The sequence below is a fragment of the Aquimarina sp. 433 genome, assembly GCF_054054605.1.
This window is the reverse complement of the sequence record NZ_JBSWZK010000001.1, coordinates 253,881-273,624: the sequence shown is the minus strand read 5'-3', so window position 1 is coordinate 273,624 and position 19,744 is coordinate 253,881. Positions and strand designations below refer to the sequence as shown.

Annotated in this window: 17 protein-coding genes; 8 read left to right on the top strand and 9 right to left on the bottom strand. The window is 32.6% G+C overall.

What is annotated here, in order from left to right; genetic code table 11:
• Window positions 1-17 precede the first annotated feature (17 nt).
• From ACWNT5_RS01225 to ACWNT5_RS01210, 4 genes are all read right to left on the bottom strand, one after another.
• Entirely contained in the window at window positions 18-1,622 is a 1,605-nt protein-coding gene (locus ACWNT5_RS01225; RefSeq protein WP_456516379.1) for a DEAD/DEAH box helicase, read from the bottom strand.
• Window positions 1,623-1,738: 116 nt separating this feature from the next.
• On the bottom strand, window positions 1,739-2,923 hold the full coding sequence (locus tag ACWNT5_RS01220; RefSeq protein ID WP_456516378.1) for a hypothetical protein: 1,185 nt from the start codon (window positions 2,921-2,923) through the stop codon (window positions 1,739-1,741).
• A 105-nt stretch (window positions 2,924-3,028) separates the two neighbouring features.
• On the bottom strand, window positions 3,029-4,198 hold the full coding sequence (locus ACWNT5_RS01215; protein ID WP_456516377.1) for a DegT/DnrJ/EryC1/StrS family aminotransferase: 1,170 nt from the start codon (window positions 4,196-4,198) through the stop codon (window positions 3,029-3,031).
• Between the two features lie 144 nt (window positions 4,199-4,342).
• Window positions 4,343-6,151, bottom strand: a complete 1,809-nt coding sequence (locus tag ACWNT5_RS01210) for a T9SS type A sorting domain-containing protein (RefSeq protein WP_456516376.1) — start codon at window positions 6,149-6,151, stop codon at window positions 4,343-4,345.
• 210 nt (window positions 6,152-6,361) lie between these two features.
• On the opposite strand from ACWNT5_RS01210, the gene ACWNT5_RS01205 reads away from it, so the two are divergent.
• Window positions 6,362-7,609, top strand: a complete 1,248-nt coding sequence (locus ACWNT5_RS01205) for a 3-deoxy-D-manno-octulosonic acid transferase (protein ID WP_456516375.1) — start codon at window positions 6,362-6,364, stop codon at window positions 7,607-7,609.
• Here the strand turns inward: ACWNT5_RS01205 and ACWNT5_RS01200 are convergent.
• Entirely contained in the window at window positions 7,606-8,262 is a 657-nt protein-coding gene (locus tag ACWNT5_RS01200) for a DUF2461 domain-containing protein (protein ID WP_299603244.1), read from the bottom strand. The two genes, ACWNT5_RS01205 and ACWNT5_RS01200, sit on opposite strands and share 4 nt — an antisense overlap.
• Window positions 8,263-8,369: 107 nt before the next feature.
• Between ACWNT5_RS01200 and ACWNT5_RS01195 the strand changes: the two genes are divergently transcribed.
• The gene (locus tag ACWNT5_RS01195) at window positions 8,370-8,657 is read left to right on the top strand and encodes a hypothetical protein (protein ID WP_299603242.1); all 288 of its coding nucleotides are present in this window, start codon (window positions 8,370-8,372) and stop codon (window positions 8,655-8,657) included.
• A gap of 79 nt (window positions 8,658-8,736) precedes the next feature.
• On the opposite strand, the gene ACWNT5_RS01190 is transcribed toward ACWNT5_RS01195, so the two are convergent.
• From ACWNT5_RS01190 to ACWNT5_RS01175, 4 genes are read right to left on the bottom strand one after another with little or no spacing between them, the layout of a single operon-like run.
• Complete coding sequence (locus ACWNT5_RS01190) at window positions 8,737-9,351, bottom strand: deoxynucleoside kinase (RefSeq protein WP_219006751.1); 615 nt, start codon at window positions 9,349-9,351, stop codon at window positions 8,737-8,739.
• Between the two features lie 6 nt (window positions 9,352-9,357).
• Window positions 9,358-10,143 carry a hypothetical protein gene (locus tag ACWNT5_RS01185; protein ID WP_456516374.1) on the bottom strand — a complete coding sequence of 262 codons (786 nt, stop codon included), beginning with the start codon at window positions 10,141-10,143 and terminating at the stop codon, window positions 9,358-9,360.
• Between the two features lie 31 nt (window positions 10,144-10,174).
• Window positions 10,175-10,855: a response regulator transcription factor gene (locus ACWNT5_RS01180; RefSeq protein ID WP_299603231.1), complete on the bottom strand. Its 681-nt coding sequence runs from the start codon at window positions 10,853-10,855 to the stop codon at window positions 10,175-10,177.
• A complete protein-coding gene (locus ACWNT5_RS01175) occupies window positions 10,848-12,371 on the bottom strand; it encodes a sensor histidine kinase (protein WP_299603229.1) in 1,524 nt (507 codons plus the stop codon). Before ACWNT5_RS01175 ends, ACWNT5_RS01180 begins: the two co-directional genes overlap by 8 nt.
• A 128-nt stretch (window positions 12,372-12,499) precedes the next feature.
• On the opposite strand from ACWNT5_RS01175, the gene ACWNT5_RS01170 reads away from it, so the two are divergent.
• From ACWNT5_RS01170 to ACWNT5_RS01145, 6 genes are all read left to right on the top strand, one after another.
• Entirely contained in the window at window positions 12,500-13,222 is a 723-nt protein-coding gene (locus ACWNT5_RS01170; RefSeq protein ID WP_456516373.1) for a TlpA family protein disulfide reductase, read from the top strand.
• Window positions 13,223-13,228: 6 nt separating this feature from the next.
• Window positions 13,229-14,047: a GLPGLI family protein gene (locus tag ACWNT5_RS01165; protein ID WP_456516372.1), complete on the top strand. Its 819-nt coding sequence runs from the start codon at window positions 13,229-13,231 to the stop codon at window positions 14,045-14,047.
• 30 nt (window positions 14,048-14,077) lie between these two features.
• Window positions 14,078-15,241, top strand: coding sequence for an aspartyl protease family protein (locus ACWNT5_RS01160; protein WP_456516371.1), 1,164 nt, complete (start codon window positions 14,078-14,080; stop codon window positions 15,239-15,241).
• 91 nt (window positions 15,242-15,332) lie between these two features.
• A complete protein-coding gene (locus ACWNT5_RS01155) occupies window positions 15,333-16,214 on the top strand; it encodes a GLPGLI family protein (RefSeq protein WP_456516370.1) in 882 nt (293 codons plus the stop codon).
• Window positions 16,215-16,239: 25 nt separating this feature from the next.
• Window positions 16,240-18,978, top strand: a complete 2,739-nt coding sequence (locus tag ACWNT5_RS01150; protein ID WP_456516369.1) for a carboxypeptidase-like regulatory domain-containing protein — start codon at window positions 16,240-16,242, stop codon at window positions 18,976-18,978.
• Window positions 18,979-19,085: 107 nt separating this feature from the next.
• Complete coding sequence (locus tag ACWNT5_RS01145) at window positions 19,086-19,697, top strand: hypothetical protein (RefSeq protein ID WP_299603217.1); 612 nt, start codon at window positions 19,086-19,088, stop codon at window positions 19,695-19,697.
• Window positions 19,698-19,744 lie beyond the last annotated feature (47 nt).

Genomic DNA, 19,744 nt, shown 5'->3' with positions numbered 1-19,744 from the left:
TTTTTCAAAGTCTAAATCTATTTCAATAATTCTTCCAGATCATTTTCTATATAGTCTGGGATGGTATTAATATCGATGATTTCTTCAGAAAGATGTTGTTTTCTTTCTTGTAGTTGTAATATCTTTTCTTCGATAGTATTTTTGGTAATAAAGCGAGTGACCATTACGTTATTTTTTTGTCCAATACGATGTGCTCGTGCTACTGCTTGTTTTTCGATAAAAGGATTCCACCAAGGATCTAATAGTAACACGTAGGATGCTTTGGTGAGGTTTAACCCAACACCTCCTGCTTTTAGAGAAATAAAGAATAGAGAGATCGAATCATTTTCCTGGAAATCGCAAACTATTTTTTCTCTATCCGAACTTTTGGTCTGACCGGTAAGGCTAACAAAAGAAATGTTTTGAGCCTTACTCCATTCTTTATAAATATCTAAATGGGAAACAAAAGAGCTAAAAATTAATACTTTTTTATTTGATTTTATCAAAGTATCTAGATAGGATATAACATCTTTAAACTTTCCAGAAGGATTTTCGGTTTGAGAATCCACAAGTTTTGGGTGATTAGCTAATTGTCTTAAATTGGTAAGTGTATTGAGTATATGTATTTTGTTTGTTCCCTCGGTATCTATGCCTAATAATAAATTTCTGGCGGCAGATTTCTGAGCTTCATACGCTTTCTCTTGAGCAGGTAACATTTCTGTATAAATAACTTGTTCTGATAGTTCTGGTAAATCTTTAGCAACCTGTTCTTTGGTTCTTCTTAAAATAAATGGTTCTATTAGTAATTTAAGTTCTTCAATTCGTTCTTGGTTTTGATGTTTTTCTATAGGTGTTTTAAAATGATCTTTAAAAAACGGAAAACTACCGAGCATACCAGGATTAATAAATTCCATTTGTGACCAAAGATCGGATAGAGAGTTTTCTATAGGTGTACCGCTTAACGAGATTTTATGTGTTGCTTGTATTTCATTTATAGCTTTAAAGATTTTAGACTCTTTGTTTTTTATTTGCTGACTTTCATCTGTAATGATGTAGTTAAACTGTGTTTTTTGGAGTATGTTAATATCCTTAGATAAAGTTGTATAGGTGGTTAAAATAACATCATAGGTTTCTAAATACGGTGCAACCTTTTTTCGATCACTGCCGGTGTATTTTGTAATGGTTAAGTGAGGTGCGAACTTTAATATTTCCTGAGCCCAATTAAAAACAAGTGATGAGGGCAAAACGATTAAAGCTTTTAGATATGTTTTTATTTCCAAAGGATCACTAAATAAATCTAAACGAACGGTTTGTACAGCATTTGGTTCTGGAGTTAGAAGCTCCTTAGTGAATACTAAGGTTGCTATTGTTTGCAAGGTTTTTCCAAGTCCCATATCATCAGCAAGACAAGCACCTAATTGGTTTTGTTGATGTTTTACCAACCATTTTACGCCTTCTTCTTGGTACGGTCGTAAGGTAGCTTTTAGTTTGGATGATGGTTGATACGTTTCGTCCGGAATTGTATCGATTTCTAATTCTGAAGGAGGAATAATCTCTGTTAATAAGGTATAATTACCCTTGTTTACGAGAATAGTTTCATCTTTTATGGTACTAAAATTCGCTATCTTTTTATATCTGGTCATCCATTCTAAAGGAATGATAAATACAGAAGAATTACTTTCTAATGGGAAAAAGCGATTATTAGCTTTGATGTAAGGAATAAATCTTGAAAAAGGAATCTCTTGATTCCCAATCTGAACTATTCCTTTGATATCGAACCAGTCATTTTTTTTTTATGTTGCAATTCTAATTGATGCGAATCTAGAGTAACCTTTTTGTCGTCGAAATCAGGAAGAGTAATATCGAATCCTTCTAACTCTAACTCCTTATGATTTTTTTGTATCCAATTAAAAATAGCTAAAGGATCATCAGAATTGTCTGTTTCTAATAAGAGATTAGAATTTAGGGTTAATCCTTTTGCAGTCAATCGCGCAATAACTTCTTTTTCTGCTTCTGCATCTCTTTTGGTCTGAGTAATCTGAATTTCTTCATTTGCTCCAAAATGCACATCAGAAGAGGTTTTTTTATTACTATGATAGTCAAAAGCTGCTTCTCCATAATCGAAAACAACTTTCGCAACAAAATTTTCAGTAATAAAATCTTGGATCACTTCTATTTTGTAGGAAGCTATGTTTTTGTGTATCAGTATCTCAAAACCATTTGCAATTACATCTACATTTTTAATTACAGGAAGAATAACTTTATCCAAATACGTTTTAATGTGTTTTTTTGCAATGGTTATTTTTTCTTTACTAAAAAACGGTTTTAATTTATTAGCATTTAAGTTATTGATGTGATAAACCGTTTTGTCAATAGAAATCCAAGAAGGTTCATTTAACAATATTTGAATGCTATGATTTTGCGGAACTATGACACGTTCTTCTTCCTTAAGCGTAAATGCGTAATCGATACCATCTTCTGTTTTCGTGAATTCTAGAATAGGATGTAATGTATTAGCTCCTATCGATAGTCGATGTACTTCAAATGGATCTTTTCTTTGCGCATTATGAATGATTGGATACTCATTTTCAATAACTAAAGCATAGAAAGAGGTAAGCTTATCATGTATGTGGTTAATAACCACATCTTTAATCTTAGGTTCTTTTAGGATATCCGCCAATCCAAAAGTTTTTCTTTTTTTAGCGGGTCTAAATTTTTGTTCTAAAACTGCAACTTTTAAACTGGAGCAGATTTCCAGTAACTGTTCATGAGCCGTTTCTAAATAAGGAATACCAAAGCTGTCTAGAATTGCAGGAGTTGCTTGTTTTTCTACGTACCCAAGACCATTAGGTTTTATAGGTACGATATATGCTTCTGGTAATGGGGGAATTCCTGGTAGATTGGCATGATCAACCAGATTATAACAGATACAAAGTGAATCCATTTTGGGTGGTTTATATGGTTGTATTTAGTTGTTTAAACTAAGGGTGTTGTTATCGTTGGTAGCATAGAATGAAATTTACGCTCCATTCTATCCTACAAGTTAAGTTTATTTTGAGACAAAATCAATTACTGTTTTAGTAATGAAGTCAATTTGTTCGTCATCCAATTCTGTATGCATTGGTAACGAAATTACTTCTTGTACTAACTGATTCGTTACAGGGAAATCATCTTCATTATAGCGATCGTCTAGATAAGCTTTTTGCTTATGTAATGGTATTGGATAATATACACCACAAGGAATTCCAGCTTCGTTTAAATGGTTTACTAAAGCATCACGATCTGCATGGAGCACACGAAGGGTATATTGATGAAATACGTGGCAATTACAAGTATCACAAATAGTATCAACTCCAGTTCCACAGCTATTTCCTTTTACTTTTGGGGTTACGATGTTTTCGATACCTTCAAAAGCTTTACTATATTTTCTAGCAGCTGCTCTTCTTGCATTATTATAAGAGTCTAGATTAGGTAGTTTAGCTCTTAGTACAGTGGCTTGTATAGAATCCAAACGAGAGTTTACTCCAACTACATCATGATGATATCGTTTGTACATACCATGATTTACAATACCTCTTATGGTATGAGCTAATTCATCATCATTGGTAAAGATAGCGCCTCCATCTCCGTAACATCCTAAATTTTTAGAAGGGAAAAAAGAAGTAGAAGAAACATGTCCAATAGTTCCTGTTTTGGCAACTTTTCCATCAGCAAACTTATAACTAGAACCTATCCCTTGGGCGTTATCTTCAATCACATAAAGATTATGTTCATTGGCAATAGCCATAATTTCATCCATATTAGCAGCTTGCCCAAATAAATGAACGGGTACAATTGCTTTTGTATTCGGTGTTATTGCCTTACGAATAGCTTCTGGATTTATATTAAAAGAATCTTCTTCTACATCAACTAAAACAGGTGTAAGCTGCAATAAAGCAATTACTTCTACTGTGGCTGCGAAAGTAAAATCAGCAGTGATTACTTCATCTCCAGGTTTTAAACCTAGTCCCATCATTGCTATTTGCAATGCATCCGTACCATTAGCACAAGGAATTACGTGTTTTACAGCTAAATATTCTTCTAATTCCTTCTGAAAACTATGGACTTCGGGACCATTTATAAAGGCTGCAGATGAGATTACTTCCTGAATCGATGCATCTACACGTTCTTTTATTTGTTCGTATTGACCCTTTAGGTCAACCATTTGAATCTTCTTCATGAGATGTGTTTTGTAACTGGACGAAAGTACAAAATAATGAAGCCACTGCCAATGTGATCATACATTTTGATCCGTTTTTTATTAACGAATAAGCTCAAAATTGAATCCCACTGGCAATAGTCTTTGTATGAATGGCTTACATTTTTACTCCTTTACAAATTTTACTACTTTTTCCTTGTTGACTTGTAATAGATAGATACCTCTGGATAGTGATTGAAGATTATTAGAGATATCATATTTCGAATTTTGATTGGTAGGAATTACAAAATCCTTAATTCTTTTTCCACTTATATCATAAATTGCTAATGTAATTTGATCACTATTGTTGGGATATCCTGTTAGTGTTAAAATAGCGTTGTCTTTAACAGAGTTTGGAGTAATTGTTAAAGATTTTTCTGTTGTTATTGGTGTATTTATTTCTTCAGTATTCATAGATTTATAGACATCTCCAACTACAAATCCAGAAATAATACTTCTTTTAAAATTACCTTCGCTTTCAGAATTTAAAAATAAACTGTAAACCCCATCTTCTAGTCCTTTAGTATTAAAGTAAAAGCTTCCATTCTTTTTGCTAAAGCTAATTAATCGTGGATCATTTTCTTGCGCTACGCCATTTATTTCTGAAGTTTTTATAATCACACCACGAACTTCGGTATTTCTTGGTACTTGTTTGTCTTTTTGCTCTGCGATAATGTCAACTTTTAATATCGGAAATATACCTTTAGGTTGATGTTCTAACTTCATGGTAATTCCATTATTTTGTTTTATGAATGCGGCAAAGCGAGAATCACTTTTTAATTGTTGTTTGTTATTAGCTACAGTGATGATGGTCTTGTGCTCTTCCTGTTGTTGAGGCTTTAATAGTTCAGTCTTTTTTTGATTTTCTGAAGTACTGGTAAATTGAGCCTCAGCGTTTTCGTGAATGATCTCTGCCACTGCAAATGTTGAATTTTTATCAAGTACAATTTGGTCATACTCATTTTCGGAATGGATAATATAGTAATTACTGGTAGTAATATAATTATTAGAGATAGTCGAGTTAAGTGTATTGGGACTTCTTTGGGATCTATTTTGCAAATAGGATTTTACATAAGGCCAACTAAACTGTCCAAAGCTAACATCTAGATGATCAAAAAATGCACGATAATCATTTTTACGGAATACGTATTCTCCACCAGGCCTTAGGGTACTCGAATAAGGTGCCACGCCATCATTAGCTCCTTGTACAGGTAATAAAACACCTCCAGTTAAAGTAAAAGCTGCTCTAGCCAATAGATTAGATCCAGTGAAATATCCAGAAGCACCTAAGATGACAAATTTATCTGGTTCATTATTTTCATTATTGTCTAAATATGGTCGAACCACATCTCTACAATAATAAGTGGTAGAGGTTCTTGCTCCTTCATTAAGCCCTGTTAATCGCCAAGCCCAGTTTAGCCAAGGCATTTGAGAGATATCTGCCAAATATGTTCCCCAATAGGGCGTCCCTAAAGCAAAAACCTGAGATACTTGATTTTTCTTACCATATGCTATCATAGCTGCTTCTGCAGCTTTTCCTCCATTACTATGAGCAATGATAGTTACATCAGAAACATTGTACTTTGCAGTAACGATATCTATGGATTCTGCAAGTAATTCTCCATTAACCCATATACCACCTCCTCTTGTTGTAGCTACAAAAACGGCTTGATAACCTTCTTTATAGGTTTCTTTATAAAAAGAATTATCAAATAAAAATTGATTTTGATTCAGATCAATATAACCATGATTAAATAGGAGAACTTTTCCATTATAATTTGGTGGAGTAGCACCATAATGAATAGTGGATTTAAAAAGAGGTCCTATAAAAAAAGGATTTAGTTGATCTGGTTTTGGTAATTGTACTTCGGTAAAGCTTTGAGCAAATAACAAGGTACTGGTCAATAAGGTAATGAGCGTAATTTTTAATTTCATGGAGTTTGAGTTTGTGTGAATATTAATGTTAAATTAATAAAATTAGATTAATAATATTAACAAAAAATTAATTAAATTATTAAAAAATTAAATTAAATGTATTTTGTAATGATTTATGAAGAATTTCTATTACACTTTTTTGAAAATAGGATTTGACTATTTTTTTATAGGAAAGAGCTGTATTTTAGCAGCAGATAAAAACCTAGACTCTTGAATTTTTTATACAATGTTTTCATAGCTGTATTTAACAGTTTGCTTCCGATCATTGGATTGTTAAGCCCCAAACTCAAATTATTTGTTCAAGGCAGAAAAACAATTTTTGAGGTTTTAGAAAAACGTATAGAATCTGAAGATCAAATTATTTGGTTTCATTGCGCTTCTTTAGGAGAATATGAACAAGGAGTACCTGTTATGGAGGAATTAAAAAAGAAGCACCCAAACTATAAACTTTTGATTACTTTTTTCTCTCCTTCTGGATATGAAATTAAAAAGAATAGTACGTTGGCAGATATTATCACGTATCTACCGATAGATACTAAAAGAAATGCGAAACGGTTCGTTCAATTGGTAAATCCGAAACTTGCTGTTTTTGTGAAGTATGAGTTTTGGCCAAATTATCTGAACGCATTAAAAGTTAATGATACTCCTATTAGTATTATTTCTGCAGCGTTTAGAGAAGATCAGTCATTTTTTAAATGGTATGGAGGTTTTATGAGAAATGCCTTGCAAAAAGTAGAGCACTTTTTTGTGCAAGATACAACATCTAAAAATTTACTTGAAACAGTTGGGTTTACTAATGTTACCATAAGCGGAGATACACGTTTTGATAGAGTTTCTCATCAGATTGAAATGGATAATAAGGTAGATTTTATCTCCAATTTTATTGATAATAGAATTTGTATCGTTATTGGAAGTTCTTGGCCGGAAGATGAGGAAGTGTTTGTTGATTTTATAAATCAAGCTCCAAAAGATGTTTGTTTTATTGTTGCTCCGCACGAAATCAAGGATAGCGGTGTACAGAAATTGAGACAAAAGCTTACATCAAAGACTGTTCTTTTTTCCGAAAAAGAGGGGAAGAGCCTGAAAGAATATTCGATATTTATAATGAATACTATTGGGTATTTATCACGTGTGTATAGTTATGGTGATATCGCTTATGTAGGTGGAGCCATGGGTACTTCAGGATTACATAATATTTTGGAACCTGCTACATTTGGAATACCGATTATAATCGGACAAAATTTTGATAAGTTTAGAGAAGCAAAACAACTTCAGAAATTAGCTGGATTGTTCTCAGTTACAAACACTACAGAGTTTACCAGAATTATGAATGAGCTGATTGATAATAAAAAATTCAGACAGCAAACAGGAATGATCGCTGGTCATTTTATTAATAGTAATACAGGTGCTACTCATACCATAATAGAATACTTAAGTAAGAAACTAGAACAGGCTTAAACCGTTACTGCTTGGCGTAAGTATCTTCTAAACGGAAGCATTTCTTGATACACTTCGATTACTTTTTCTGTAAAACCTGGTTGTAGTACTTCATCTTGTTCCAGTTCATAGGCTACTGCAAATGTTTTCTTCTGCAATAGATTGATATATTCATGATCCATCGCATAACCTTTGGGTGCTTTGGTAAGGTTATTACCGTCATCATATAAATCACCAAACATGTTTTTAAAGCTTTTTTTATTGATAATTTTAATCAATTCTTCTCCATTGTAATCAATCGCTTCTCTAATACTATTTAAAACTTTAGTATCAGGACGCCAAAATCCTCCTGCCAGGACACATTGTGAAAGACCAATCTCTATATAAAAATCTCCTTGTTTAGAAAGCTGATCCAATCCAGCGCCAAAATGATCTTTATAAACAGGCTTGTTAGGATGAAAAAGAAGATTATTATTAATACGGCTAATACCTTTTTTACCAGAAGTCGGAAAATAATCTGGATCAATTTTTATAAGTTTTACTTCTACATCATCCAGCCAATTGATGAAAAAATTTCGTACTTCTTGATACCATTTTCGGTTAGCATCCATCCATTCTTTGTGATTGTTTTTTTGTAATTCTGAAAGAAAATGAAATAAGTCGCTGAAATTCATTATGTTAAAAAAATTAAGAATTTTTGTGAAAACATTACCAAGGTAATAGAAATAGTGGGATTAGAATACCGTTATACCCATATAATAACAACTAAAATTTTTTTATTATGAAAAAAGTAATGTTAGCCTTAGCGTTTTTATTTACTTTAAATGTAATGTTTGTTTCTTGTAGAGATACAAATAAAGAAACAGAAACTACGACTGAAGAAACCAGCGAAGTACAAAAAGAGGTAGAAACTTCTATAGAAGAAGCTAAAAAAGACGCTGCCGAAGTTGAAAAAGAAGTAGAGCAAGCAGTAAAAGAAGCTGGAGAAGAAGTAGAAAAGTCTTTAGAAAAAGCAGTTAAAGAAGACGATTCAAATACAGAAAATGAAGGTGGTGAACAAACATCTTAAAACCTGTTAGAATAAAAGAGACTTACTGAAGTAAGCTAAAAAAGAAAGACCTTTCTAATCGAAAGGTCTTTTTTTATTTTTAGAATAAACCGTTTAATTCTGCATCAATACGGTTAATAATATTTCCGAGATCTTCAGGATTATCTACAAAGTTTAGATGGTCAACATCTACAATAAGTAAATTTCCTTTGTCATAACCATGTGCCCAAGCCTCATAACGCTCATTAAGACGACTTAAATAGTCAATGCTGATAGTGTTTTCGTATTCGCGTCCTCGTTTATGAATTTGGGCCACTAGGTTTGGTATGCTACTTCTTAGATAAATCAACAAGTCTGGACCTTCAACAACACTTTCCATAAGGTCAAATAGTGATCTGTAATTTTCAAAATCACGATTGGTCATTAATCCCATGGCATGAAGGTTAGGTGCAAAGATATATGCATCTTCATAGATCGTTCTGTCTTGTATGATATCTTTTCCGCTTTCTCGTATTTCAAGAATTTGTCTAAAACGACTGTTTAAGAAATAGATTTGTAGGTTAAAAGACCAACGCTCCATTTTGTTGTAAAAATCTTCTAAATAAGGATTTTCTAAAACATCTTCGAATTGAGGTTCCCATCGATAATGTTTGGCCAATAATTTAGTTAGTGTTGTCTTTCCGGCACCAATATTTCCTGCAATGGCTACATGCATAGTTGATTAATTTTTTCGGGGTGTTAGGTCAAAACTGTAAATCGTACTTTGTTGGTAAATATAAAGGATTTCATTAGTAACATGAAACTGTTTTATATGAATTTCTGGAAGATTTATTTTTTCGATTTCTTCCGTCTTCGTGCGATAATAATACAAACCATCTTCTTTTTGAAGAATTAAATCGTTATTAATAATCTTTATATTTTGATATCCTTCGTTTTGTATCTGACGTAATAAGCTTCCATAAATATTATACTGAGTTAAGGTTTGATCCGTAAGAACCCAGCAGTAATTAAAGGTGCTTTGTAACGATTTTGGAAGTTCATTTAGAGGTTGTGTCGTAACCAATGTTTTTTCAGAAACAGTATTGAAAATATCCAGTTGTTGTGTGTTATTATCAAAAATCCAAACACTGTTATCATTGGCTGGAGTCATTAAAGAAACATTTTTAAACTCTGCGATAGTATTAAAATTTACACGATCGATTTCTGATAGATACTTGTCTACTGTAACTAATGTATTCGAGGTTTCATAGAATAATACAATTTTTAAAGGATTTAAAATAGATACTTGGGTAAGTTCACCCAAAATAAAATCACCAAATTGCCATTCTTGATTGTTCCATTTTTTATAAAAAATATTTTCTTTTTGATAATAAATAGCACCAAAAGAATCTACACCTAAAAATATATCCGCATTTAAAGAAATAGAATCGTTAAGGGTGACATTTCTTTGTGCGAAACTGATTTGTATAGATGCAACTAGAATAAAATACAGAAGAATTTTTTTCATGAATCAGCAAAGTACAAAAATAAGACCAGTTTTAACAAACTAACTTATACCCAAAACCTCGTACATTAATAATCTGAATAGCATCATCCTGTTTTAATTTCTTTCTAAGCTTAGTGATAAATACGTCCATGCTTCTACCATTAAAGAAATCATCATCTCCCCATAATTTCTTCAAAATCATAGAACGATCCAATACCTGATTTTTGTTTTTGATTAAATGGAAAAGTAAATGCGCTTCTCTATGAGTTAGCTGATGAGATTCATCCTCGAAAGTGAGTGTTTGTTTCGGGAAATCAAAAGTATACTTACCTACAGTTAGCGCTTCCGAATTTTGTTGTGTTCTGGTTCTGTGCAACAGATTATTAATGCGAACAATTAACTCTTCCATGCTAAAGGGTTTTTTAAGATAATCATTACCGCCAATCGTAAATCCTTCTACCACATCTTGCGTTTGCGATTTTGCAGTAAGAAAAATGATGGGAATCGTATCGTCCTCCAATCTAATTTCTTTTGCCAAAGTAAATCCATCTTTTTTGGGCATCATCACATCTAACACCAATAATTTAGGGGAAATAGAAGAATATAAAGCGTAGGCTTCTTCACCATTTTTAGCGAGATGTACTTTAAAGTTTCTTGTTTCCAAACTTTCCTTTATGATCTGACCTAAAGAAGGTTCATCTTCTGCCAGTACGATTTCAACAATATTATCCATTGGGTAGTGTTATCTTAAAATTAGTATGACCTTGATCTAGTAGTAAAGCAATGGTTCCTTCGTGTTTTTCGATAATGGTTTTCGTATAAAATAAACCAATACCAAATCCTTTTACATCATGGGTATTCCCTTTAGGAACTCGATAAAATTTTTCAAAGATTCTATCTTTCTGAGATTTCGTAAGAGAAGTACCATTATCTTTTATCTCTAAAATAATATTAGGATTGGTGTTTTGTAAAGAAACTTCAATATGATCACCACCATATTTAATAGCATTGTCAATAATATTATTAATAGCATTTTCAAAATGAAATGGATCTACCTTTTTCCAAATATTGTTATGTGAACTCTCAAAATTTATTTCCTTTTCACTAGTATTAGCTTGATATCGACTAATAATAGTTTGCGTTAAATCCACTAAGTTGATTTCTTCAAGGTTTAGTTCCAACTCATCACTATTAAGAGTAGCAGTTTCTAATATTTTTTCTACCATAGTGTTCAGTTTTCCTAACTGATCAGAAGACATTTCTACATATTTTTTTGTTTTTTGTGGATCATTTTCTGTATTAAAATTTTGAATCCCCTCTAGTGCTGCGCTAATAGTAGCGATTGGCGTTTTAAATTCATGAGTAATATTACTAATCAAATCATTTTTTAGTTCTGCCAATTGCTTTTGATGATTAATAATTCTGAGTAGATATAATAAGCATCCAATAACAGCCGCTACCAGAAGAAAAGATAATACGATACCAATCAGGTTTTTCTTTAGGATAGGAAGTGTCGTATTTGTAAAAGACATTTCTAAAGAACTTCCTCTGGGTAAGTAAGAAGATTTCGTTTTGGTAGTTAGATCTGACCTACTTATGATGTCAGGATTGAACACATATGAAGCTCCTCTTTTATCCTGAAATGTAATGCCGTAAGAGATGCCTAGTTTTTTGCGCTGTAATTGATCTGCAATTATAGTATCTAAAGTTTTTAAGTTTAACGAATCTTCACTAATCGAGATAATGATTTTTGAGGTTAATTGTTCGAAAGCTTTTTGTCTGGATGTAAATATCTTAGGTAGGTTTAGCGTATCTGTATATTCTAAAATCTCTAAAGTATCTGGACAAGGACTGTTTTTACAAGGGTTGATACTATTCAAACGATCCATGCTATCTACAGAAATACCTCTGTAAATTTTAATGTCGCTATGATCTAATCCTTCAGAAAAAGTATAACTCTTAAAGTCAACGGTGCCCGAATCTATTTCTTTAAGCAAACTTCTAAAACTATTTTGTTTGAGGAAAGAATTGATATTAGAGGAATCTGAAGAAAACCCAATAGTATTTTTCTCTGCTAAGTCTGTGTAATATTGATCTACAGCATGATCCAAACTTATTTGTACTTCATTGATTAATTGTTGTTTACCAGCAACATAGTTTTTAAAATTCCAGTAAACCTGGATACTTAATGTAACCAGAATTACAAAGACAATAAAGTATAAGATATTTTTATAACGATTCTTTTGCATACCCCAAAAATAGGATTCTTAAATGATATAAAATGAATCGGTTAACACTCGTTAACACTGGTTAACGGTTTTGTTTGCATTAGGTTTTCATCTTTGTGATGTACAAATCATATAAAACTAAAATGTAAATGAAAAAACCGATCGTACTCTTTATTGCGATATTGACGTCAGTAATGATTCAAGCGCAATCCAATTATTATAGAAATGCCAATGGAGATTTGTTTAATGAAGCTGAATTAAAAGAAGCAGAACAAAAAATAGCTGATAAAATTCATAAAATCAGTGAAAAAGCAATTGTGGAAATTGAAATTAAAGATACTAGTTTCAAGAAAGATTCCATTATCCATGATTTTGGTTTTCATGTGAATCTTAATGGTTCGACAACAACGAAAAGTAAGTTACATTCATTAAAGAATAAAAAACTACCATACGCTTCTTTAGTAGGATTATCCGGAGATCGATTGTATACCAATGAATTAGAAGGGAAGCCTACCTTATTAAATTTTTGGTTTACGAAATGCAAACCATGTATTGATGAGATGCCAGAACTAAACCAATTAAAAAAAGAGTACGGAGATCGCATCAATTTTGTAGCGGTTACTTATGAACCTAAAGAAAAAGTTGAAGCATTTTTACAAAAGCACAACTTTGATTTTATTCAGGTAGTTGACGCTCAGGAATATATTGATACTTTAGAAATACAAGCTTTTCCTAAGAATGTACTCCTAGATAAAAACGGAGCTATTAGTCATATCGCAAATGGAATTCCCTATATCAGAGATGAAAATGGAGGGATGAAAATGGGAGAAGCCACAGAATTAAAAAATAAATTAGAAACCCTTTTAAAATAAATAGACATGATAAGACTTATCATTATTATTACCTTATCCGTAATCGGAAGTGTTACTGCTCAAGATTTTCAAGGCATTGCTACCTACAGTACCGATAGGAAATTAGAAATACAATTAGACAGTACGCAAATAAACTCTGAAATGCAGAAGCAAATTCATGAAATGATGCGCAAACAGTTTCAGAAGGAATATACTTTGCGATTTAATAAATCTGCTTCGGTTTATAAAGAAGAAGAAAGTTTAGGAGCACCACAGCCAGCTTCAGGAATGCAAATAATGGTTGCAGGGTCAGGAGCTTCAGATATCTTATATAAGAATACAAAAGATGAAAAGTTTGTTGCGCAGCGAGATATGCTCGGTAAGATGTTTTTGGTAAAAGATACCTTAACTCATTATAACTGGAAACTTGCTAATGAAAACAAAAAAATAGGAAATTATAATTGCTATAAAGCTACAATGACCAGAACTCAGGAAATTATAAGAGAGTTAAGAGTAAATGACGATGAAGAAAAGTCCGAACCAGAAACAAAAGAGATTGAAGTAGTGGTTTGGTATACACCAGAGATTCCTGTGAATAATGGTCCGTCTAATTATTGGGGATTACCAGGATTAATTATGGAAGTGAATGATGGTGATTTACGAATTTTGTGTAATAAAATAGTACTTAATCCCAATAAAAAAATAGAAATTGAAGCACCAACCAAAGGTAAAGAAGTCACCGAAACCAGATTTGAAGAAATCATGAGTAAGAAAATGAAAGAAATGCAAGACAGATTGCCAAGGCGAGATGACGGTAATAGTATAGAAATTAGAATAGGAGGATAATCATATAACATCAATCAAAACAATCAAAAAATGAACAGGATTTCTTTTCTAATGGTTTTATTATACACGTTTTGCGTTCAAGCTCAGGTAACAACCATACCGTTTGAAGAAGACGGACTCGTTTTTATCAAGGTAAAAGTAAATGAGCACGAAGAATATTTGGATTTTGTGTTTGACACAGGAGCGTCTATTGGAGTTTTGGACAGTACTGTAGCAAAATCCCTGAACATAAAATCCAACTATTCTCAGAGCGCACAAGGAGCCAATGGTTCACAAACCTATCATATTGCTACTAATCAAAGCTTAAAGGTAGGGGATGTGGTATTTTCAAATTCAAATCTGGTTCTGGTGGATTTACAAAAGCTTTCTCAGCGATCAGGTAGAAAAATTCAAGGAATTATAGGTTACGATGTTCTAAAACGGTATCAAACGCGTTTCGATTTTCAGGCAAATACAATTATATTATATAAGCAAGAGGATCAAATTTCTGAATTGGATACGTTTACCAAAATTCCAATGAGATTTGATGGTACTCCGATACCACAAATGGAGCTTACTTTTACGCTAAGAGATGGAAGTACGAAAACTGGGAACTTCTTATTCGATAGTGGTGCTAATATGAGCTTATTGTTTAATACACCGTATGCATTACAGCATGATCTTAAAAATCGAACCGGTAAAACAATAAAAGGTAAAGCAAGAGGACTAAATAAATCTACTACTTATACCAAAGGGACTATTGAAAACTTGTCTTTAGAGGATTTTGAGTTCACTGATATTCCGATTGATATTTCAGAAGGAAAGGAAGGTGTTTCTGCTTCTTCTAGTTATACTGGGATTTTAGGAGCCAAAATCATCAACCGATTCGATATGATCTTAGATTATAAAAATCAACTATTCTATCTAAAACCCAATTCAAAATTTAATACACCTTTTGAGTTCCCTACCAGTGGAATTGGCGTTGAAAAAGTGTCGGATAAAATCCTAGTGAGTTATGTGGCAAAGGAAAGTGAGGCATATCAAAAAGGTATTAGAGAAGGTGATGAATTAATCAAGATAGATGGATATGACGGTAAAGAATTGAATGAATGGAAAAAGCATTTAAAACAAGATCAGAAAAAAACAACCATCCAAGTAAAAGATGCAAAAGGCAAAATGTATCAGGTAGTGATTTTACTAAAGCGAATGATCTAAAAGTGAGTAGTTGTTTTTTAGGATTTAATTAACTTTTATGGATTAAACCGTGTAGAGATATCATAGTCTTATCATTTTAAAACTGCCTATTATGAAGACAATAAGTACACTGGTTGCCGTCTTAGTAACCTCATTAACAATCGCACAAGACTTTCAGGGAAAAGCGTATTATTTTAGTAAAACAGGGATGGATATGAATTTTGGCGGACGCCAACTTTCGGAAGATCAGAAAAAAGCAATCGCCGAAAGAATGAAATCTGCTTTCGAAAAAACATTCATACTCACCTTCGATAAAAGTGCTGCTACTTATAAAGAAGAAGCACAATTAGAGACCACAGGTGGAGGTGGAAGATGGGGAGCTATGCTATCAGGTTTTACTTCTAATAATTATTATAAGGATGTAAAAAAAGGAGAGTATTATGATCAAAGAGAATTTTATGGTAAAAACTTCTTGATCAAAGATTCCTTGCAAACCTACCAATGGACCATGGTAAATGAAACCAAAAAAATTGGGAATTATATTTGTTTTAAAGCTGTTACAACTAAGAAGGTTAGTGAAGTTATGGATTGGAGAGCGATGAGACGAAAGGCTAGAGAACTTAGAGATCAAAGAGAAAAGGGATCTGGTGATCAGGCAAATGCAGGTGATGCTCCAGAACGACCAGAAATACCTGATGAGATCGAAGTAGTAGCTTGGTATACTCCCGAAATCCCTATCAGTCAAGGTCCAGGATTGTACTGGGGATTGCCGGGTTTAATTTTAGAAATTCAGGAAGGTAGAACCACATTATTATGTAATAAAATAGTGCTAAATGCAGAGGAAAGAGAAGAAATAAAAGCACCAACAAAAGGGAAAGAAGTTTCGCAAGCCGAGTTTGATGAAATCACGAAAAAGAAAGTCGAAGAAATGATCGAACAATTTAGTACACAACGACCCGGAAGAGGAGGATTTGGCGGAGGAAGAAGAAACTAAATTCTTTAAAAATTAATCAAAAAACATGAAACAAAAGATACTGTTTACCATCTTTTTGGTAGGGATGACTATGTCCGCTCAAAAAGTACAAATCACAGGATTTGTAAAAGATTCTGTGGGAAATCCATTAGAAATGGCTAATGTAATTGCCTACAAAAAATCAGACAATGCCATGACAGCTTATGGTATTACCAATAGTAAAGGAAAATATAGTTTATCCGTACCAGTCAATCAAACCTATCTATTAAAAGTTAGTTTTATAGGGCTTTCTGCAAAAGACAGAACAATTACGATTACTACAGAAGATGAGCAGATAGATTTTCAGATGACTTCCGACGAAAACAGTTTGGATGAGGTAGAAATTGTATATGAAATTCCGGTAGTAGTTAAGGGTGATACGCTGGTGTATAATACCGATTCATTTACTAATGGAAACGAAAAAAAATTAGGAGATGTATTGGATAAGCTTCCTGGAATAGAAGTCAATGATGACGGAGAAATTGAAGTAGAGGGTAAGACAGTGTCTAAAGTAATGGTAGAAGGCAAAGATTTTTTTGATGGTGATTCTAAGCTAGCTACTAAAAACATACCAGCAGATGCATTGGATAAAGTAGAAGTATTACGTAATTATGAAGATGTAGGGCAATTACGTGGATTGAGAAATAACCAAGACCAGGTAGCAATTAACATAAAGCTTAAAGAAGGGAAAAAGAACTTTTGGTTCGGAGATATAACTGCCGGAGCAGGAGTAGGCGACACAGAACGTTATCTGATTAAACCAAAGCTGTTTTATTACAGTCCTAATTACAGTATTAATATACTCACAGATTTTAATGATATCGGAGAAGTTCCTTTTACACGAAGAGATTACTTTAATTTCACAGGTGGATTTAGAAATTTAGGAAGAGTAGGAACATCCTTTAATATTACCAGTGACGATCTAGCTTTTGCTGTTTTACAAAATGATCGGGCAAATGAAATTAATACTAAGTTTGGAGCTGCTAATTTTAGCATGTCCGCTAGTAAAAAATTAGATATCAGTGGATATGGTATTGTGAGTAACACCAAAACGGATCTGATTACTAATACACGAAGAACCTATATTGACGATACACCAGATCCTACAGATAATACGATCGAAGAAACATCCGATGTGGCACAACAAAGAAGTACATTAGGATTATTAAAGCTTAGTGCTAGTTATAAGCCTAGCGAAAATTTTAGATTGGATTATGATATATTCGGAAAATTATCAGATCAGCAAGAAGATGATACCTTTATTTCAGAAAGGGATAATATTTCTGAAGATATCAATGAGCGTTTAGAAAATACTCCTTTTTCGGTACAACAAAACCTAAATGCATATTATACGTTGGATGCTAAAAATATTTTTTCTTTTGAAGCGCAACATTTATTCCAAGAAGAAGATCCTTTTTATAATGCCATACGATCTGAAATACCTTTTAGAGGAGTTTTTACGGCAATCAATGATCCTTTAGATCCAACCTCAGATACTTTTGATCCGCTAGAAGAATCAGACCGATACAATATCAATCAGCAAAAAACTGTACAAACCAATAAGCTAGATGCTAAACTGGATTATTATTATGTACTAAATAAAAAGAGTAATCTAAATTTTACCTTAGGATCTACGCTAAGTACTCAGAATTTTGATTCCTCTATTTTTCAAATCTTAGATAATGGTGATCAGAATACTTTCGATACTGAAGAGTTTTCGAATGATGTAACGTATAACTTTAGAGATATTTTCGCAAGTGCTCATTATAAGTTTATTACTGGTATTTTTACCTTCAATCCAGGAGTGAGTCTTCATAATTATAATCTTAGAGATGAGCAATTAGGTACCACCATTGATCAAAATGAATGGCTGGTGTTACCCGACTTTTTCGCATTGGTGCAGTTTAAGAAAAGTGAAAGCCTTCGTTTTAATTATTCTATTACAGCTAACTATACGGATATTAATAATCTGGCAGAAGGATATGTGTTTAATAATTATAATTCCTTATCACAAGGAAACAGAAATTTAGAGAATGCTTTGTATGATAACTATTCGCTAAACTACTTTAGTTTCAATATGTTTAATTACACCAATATTTTTGCTCGATTGAGTTATAGCAATAGACGAAATCCGATTAAAAATACAAGTGTAATTACTGGAATTAATAGAGTAAATACACCAATTAATTCTAATCTTGCTGATCAGATTCTAACAGCCAATGGTAATTTTACCAGAACTTTTGGTAAGATCAAAGGAAATCTGAGTGCGGTTCTAAGTTGGTCTAGTTTTAATAATATTGTCAATGCGTTGCCTAGTGAGAGTATTAGTCTCACTCAAACCTATCAAACAGAATGGTCTACTAACTTTAGAAAAGGGCCTAACTTTGATTTAGGATATAGTATTACTGTGAATGATTATGATAACAATGGAGCCGAAAGTACTTTCTATACGAGCCGACCATTTGCTCGATTAGATTGGACGTTTGCCAAAGGGTTTTTACTAAAATCATCCTACAGTTATTACAATTATAGCGATACACAAACTACCTTAAATGAATATAGCTTTTGGGATGCAGAATTGTTCTATCAAAAACCCGATAGCAAATGGGAGTATAAGTTTTGGGTAACAAATATTCTTAATACCGAAAGTATCAATCGTGATAGTTTCAACGAACTGTTTAACAGTACTTCTAGCTACGTTGTGCAACCTAGATATTGGTTGCTTAGCGTAAAATATAATTTGTAATCAAATTACTTTAATCATTGTATATGTTGTGCTATGGGTTATCAATTTCCCATAGTACTTCGTATATGTATATCATCATTAATATCATCATCAAAAAACACAAAATCATGAATTTACAAGCATGCACATTACTTCTATTTTTAGGAGTTTCAATAGTTGGTTTTACTCAGGAAACAGCCACTATGACGATTGAACCAGGATTTGAAAATAAGGATCTGCAAGGACTGGTTAACTTTGAAAATCTCTTTTTGGATAAACTTATTTTTGAAGGGAAGCCTATTAAAGGTAAATCATATAGTATCGAAATTATTGAGTATATCAATGGTAAAGAAAGTTCCAGAGAAATACTTTTTGACGGAAGAGAATCTGATATTTTCAATATAAAATCAGAGAAGGAAACATTAAGCTTTTATGCAAAGCTAGATCAAGGAAAACTTAAAGTACAAATGCATGGGAATAGATTTAGAAGTAAAAAAATGTATTATGATCTCAAGGGCAATGCAGACATCTATACGCTTAAGGATTTTTTAGGAAGTAAAGAAACCACAACTATAGACTTAGAAAAGAAACATCCTGTATTGGCTATAATCACTCCAACAGTTCATAAAGATGGTTCTAGTTCCTATTGCGAAGTAGTGCAGTGTGATATTGCTACAGACGAATTGGGGAAACGTTTTAAAATCCCTCATTATTTTATCATGAGTATACAGTTTAGGTAGCATATTGATCTCCTCACACATTTAAAAGATAAAGGTCAGTTGGGTTG

Bases quoted from the DNA above. Each gene is read 5' to 3' on its own strand.
- ACWNT5_RS01225 (WP_456516379.1), bottom strand. From the start codon at position 1,622: ATGACCAGATATAAAAAGATAGCGAATTTTAGTACCATAAAAGATGAA.
- ACWNT5_RS01220 (WP_456516378.1), bottom strand. From the start codon at position 2,923: ATGGATTCACTTTGTATCTGTTATAATCTGGTTGATCATGCCAATCTA.
- ACWNT5_RS01215 (WP_456516377.1), bottom strand. From the start codon at position 4,198: ATGAAGAAGATTCAAATGGTTGACCTAAAGGGTCAATACGAACAAATA.
- ACWNT5_RS01210 (WP_456516376.1), bottom strand. From the start codon at position 6,151: ATGAAATTAAAAATTACGCTCATTACCTTATTGACCAGTACCTTGTTA.
- ACWNT5_RS01200 (WP_299603244.1), bottom strand. From the start codon at position 8,262: ATGAATTTCAGCGACTTATTTCATTTTCTTTCAGAATTACAAAAAAAC.
- ACWNT5_RS01195 (WP_299603242.1), top strand. From the start codon at position 8,370: ATGAAAAAAGTAATGTTAGCCTTAGCGTTTTTATTTACTTTAAATGTA.
- ACWNT5_RS01190 (WP_219006751.1), bottom strand. From the start codon at position 9,351: ATGCATGTAGCCATTGCAGGAAATATTGGTGCCGGAAAGACAACACTA.
- ACWNT5_RS01185 (WP_456516374.1), bottom strand. From the start codon at position 10,143: ATGAAAAAAATTCTTCTGTATTTTATTCTAGTTGCATCTATACAAATC.
- ACWNT5_RS01180 (WP_299603231.1), bottom strand. From the start codon at position 10,855: ATGGATAATATTGTTGAAATCGTACTGGCAGAAGATGAACCTTCTTTA.
- ACWNT5_RS01175 (WP_299603229.1), bottom strand. From the start codon at position 12,371: ATGCAAAAGAATCGTTATAAAAATATCTTATACTTTATTGTCTTTGTA.
- ACWNT5_RS01170 (WP_456516373.1), top strand. From the start codon at position 12,500: ATGAAAAAACCGATCGTACTCTTTATTGCGATATTGACGTCAGTAATG.
- ACWNT5_RS01165 (WP_456516372.1), top strand. From the start codon at position 13,229: ATGATAAGACTTATCATTATTATTACCTTATCCGTAATCGGAAGTGTT.
- ACWNT5_RS01160 (WP_456516371.1), top strand. From the start codon at position 14,078: ATGAACAGGATTTCTTTTCTAATGGTTTTATTATACACGTTTTGCGTT.
- ACWNT5_RS01155 (WP_456516370.1), top strand. From the start codon at position 15,333: ATGAAGACAATAAGTACACTGGTTGCCGTCTTAGTAACCTCATTAACA.
- ACWNT5_RS01150 (WP_456516369.1), top strand. From the start codon at position 16,240: ATGAAACAAAAGATACTGTTTACCATCTTTTTGGTAGGGATGACTATG.
- ACWNT5_RS01145 (WP_299603217.1), top strand. From the start codon at position 19,086: ATGAATTTACAAGCATGCACATTACTTCTATTTTTAGGAGTTTCAATA.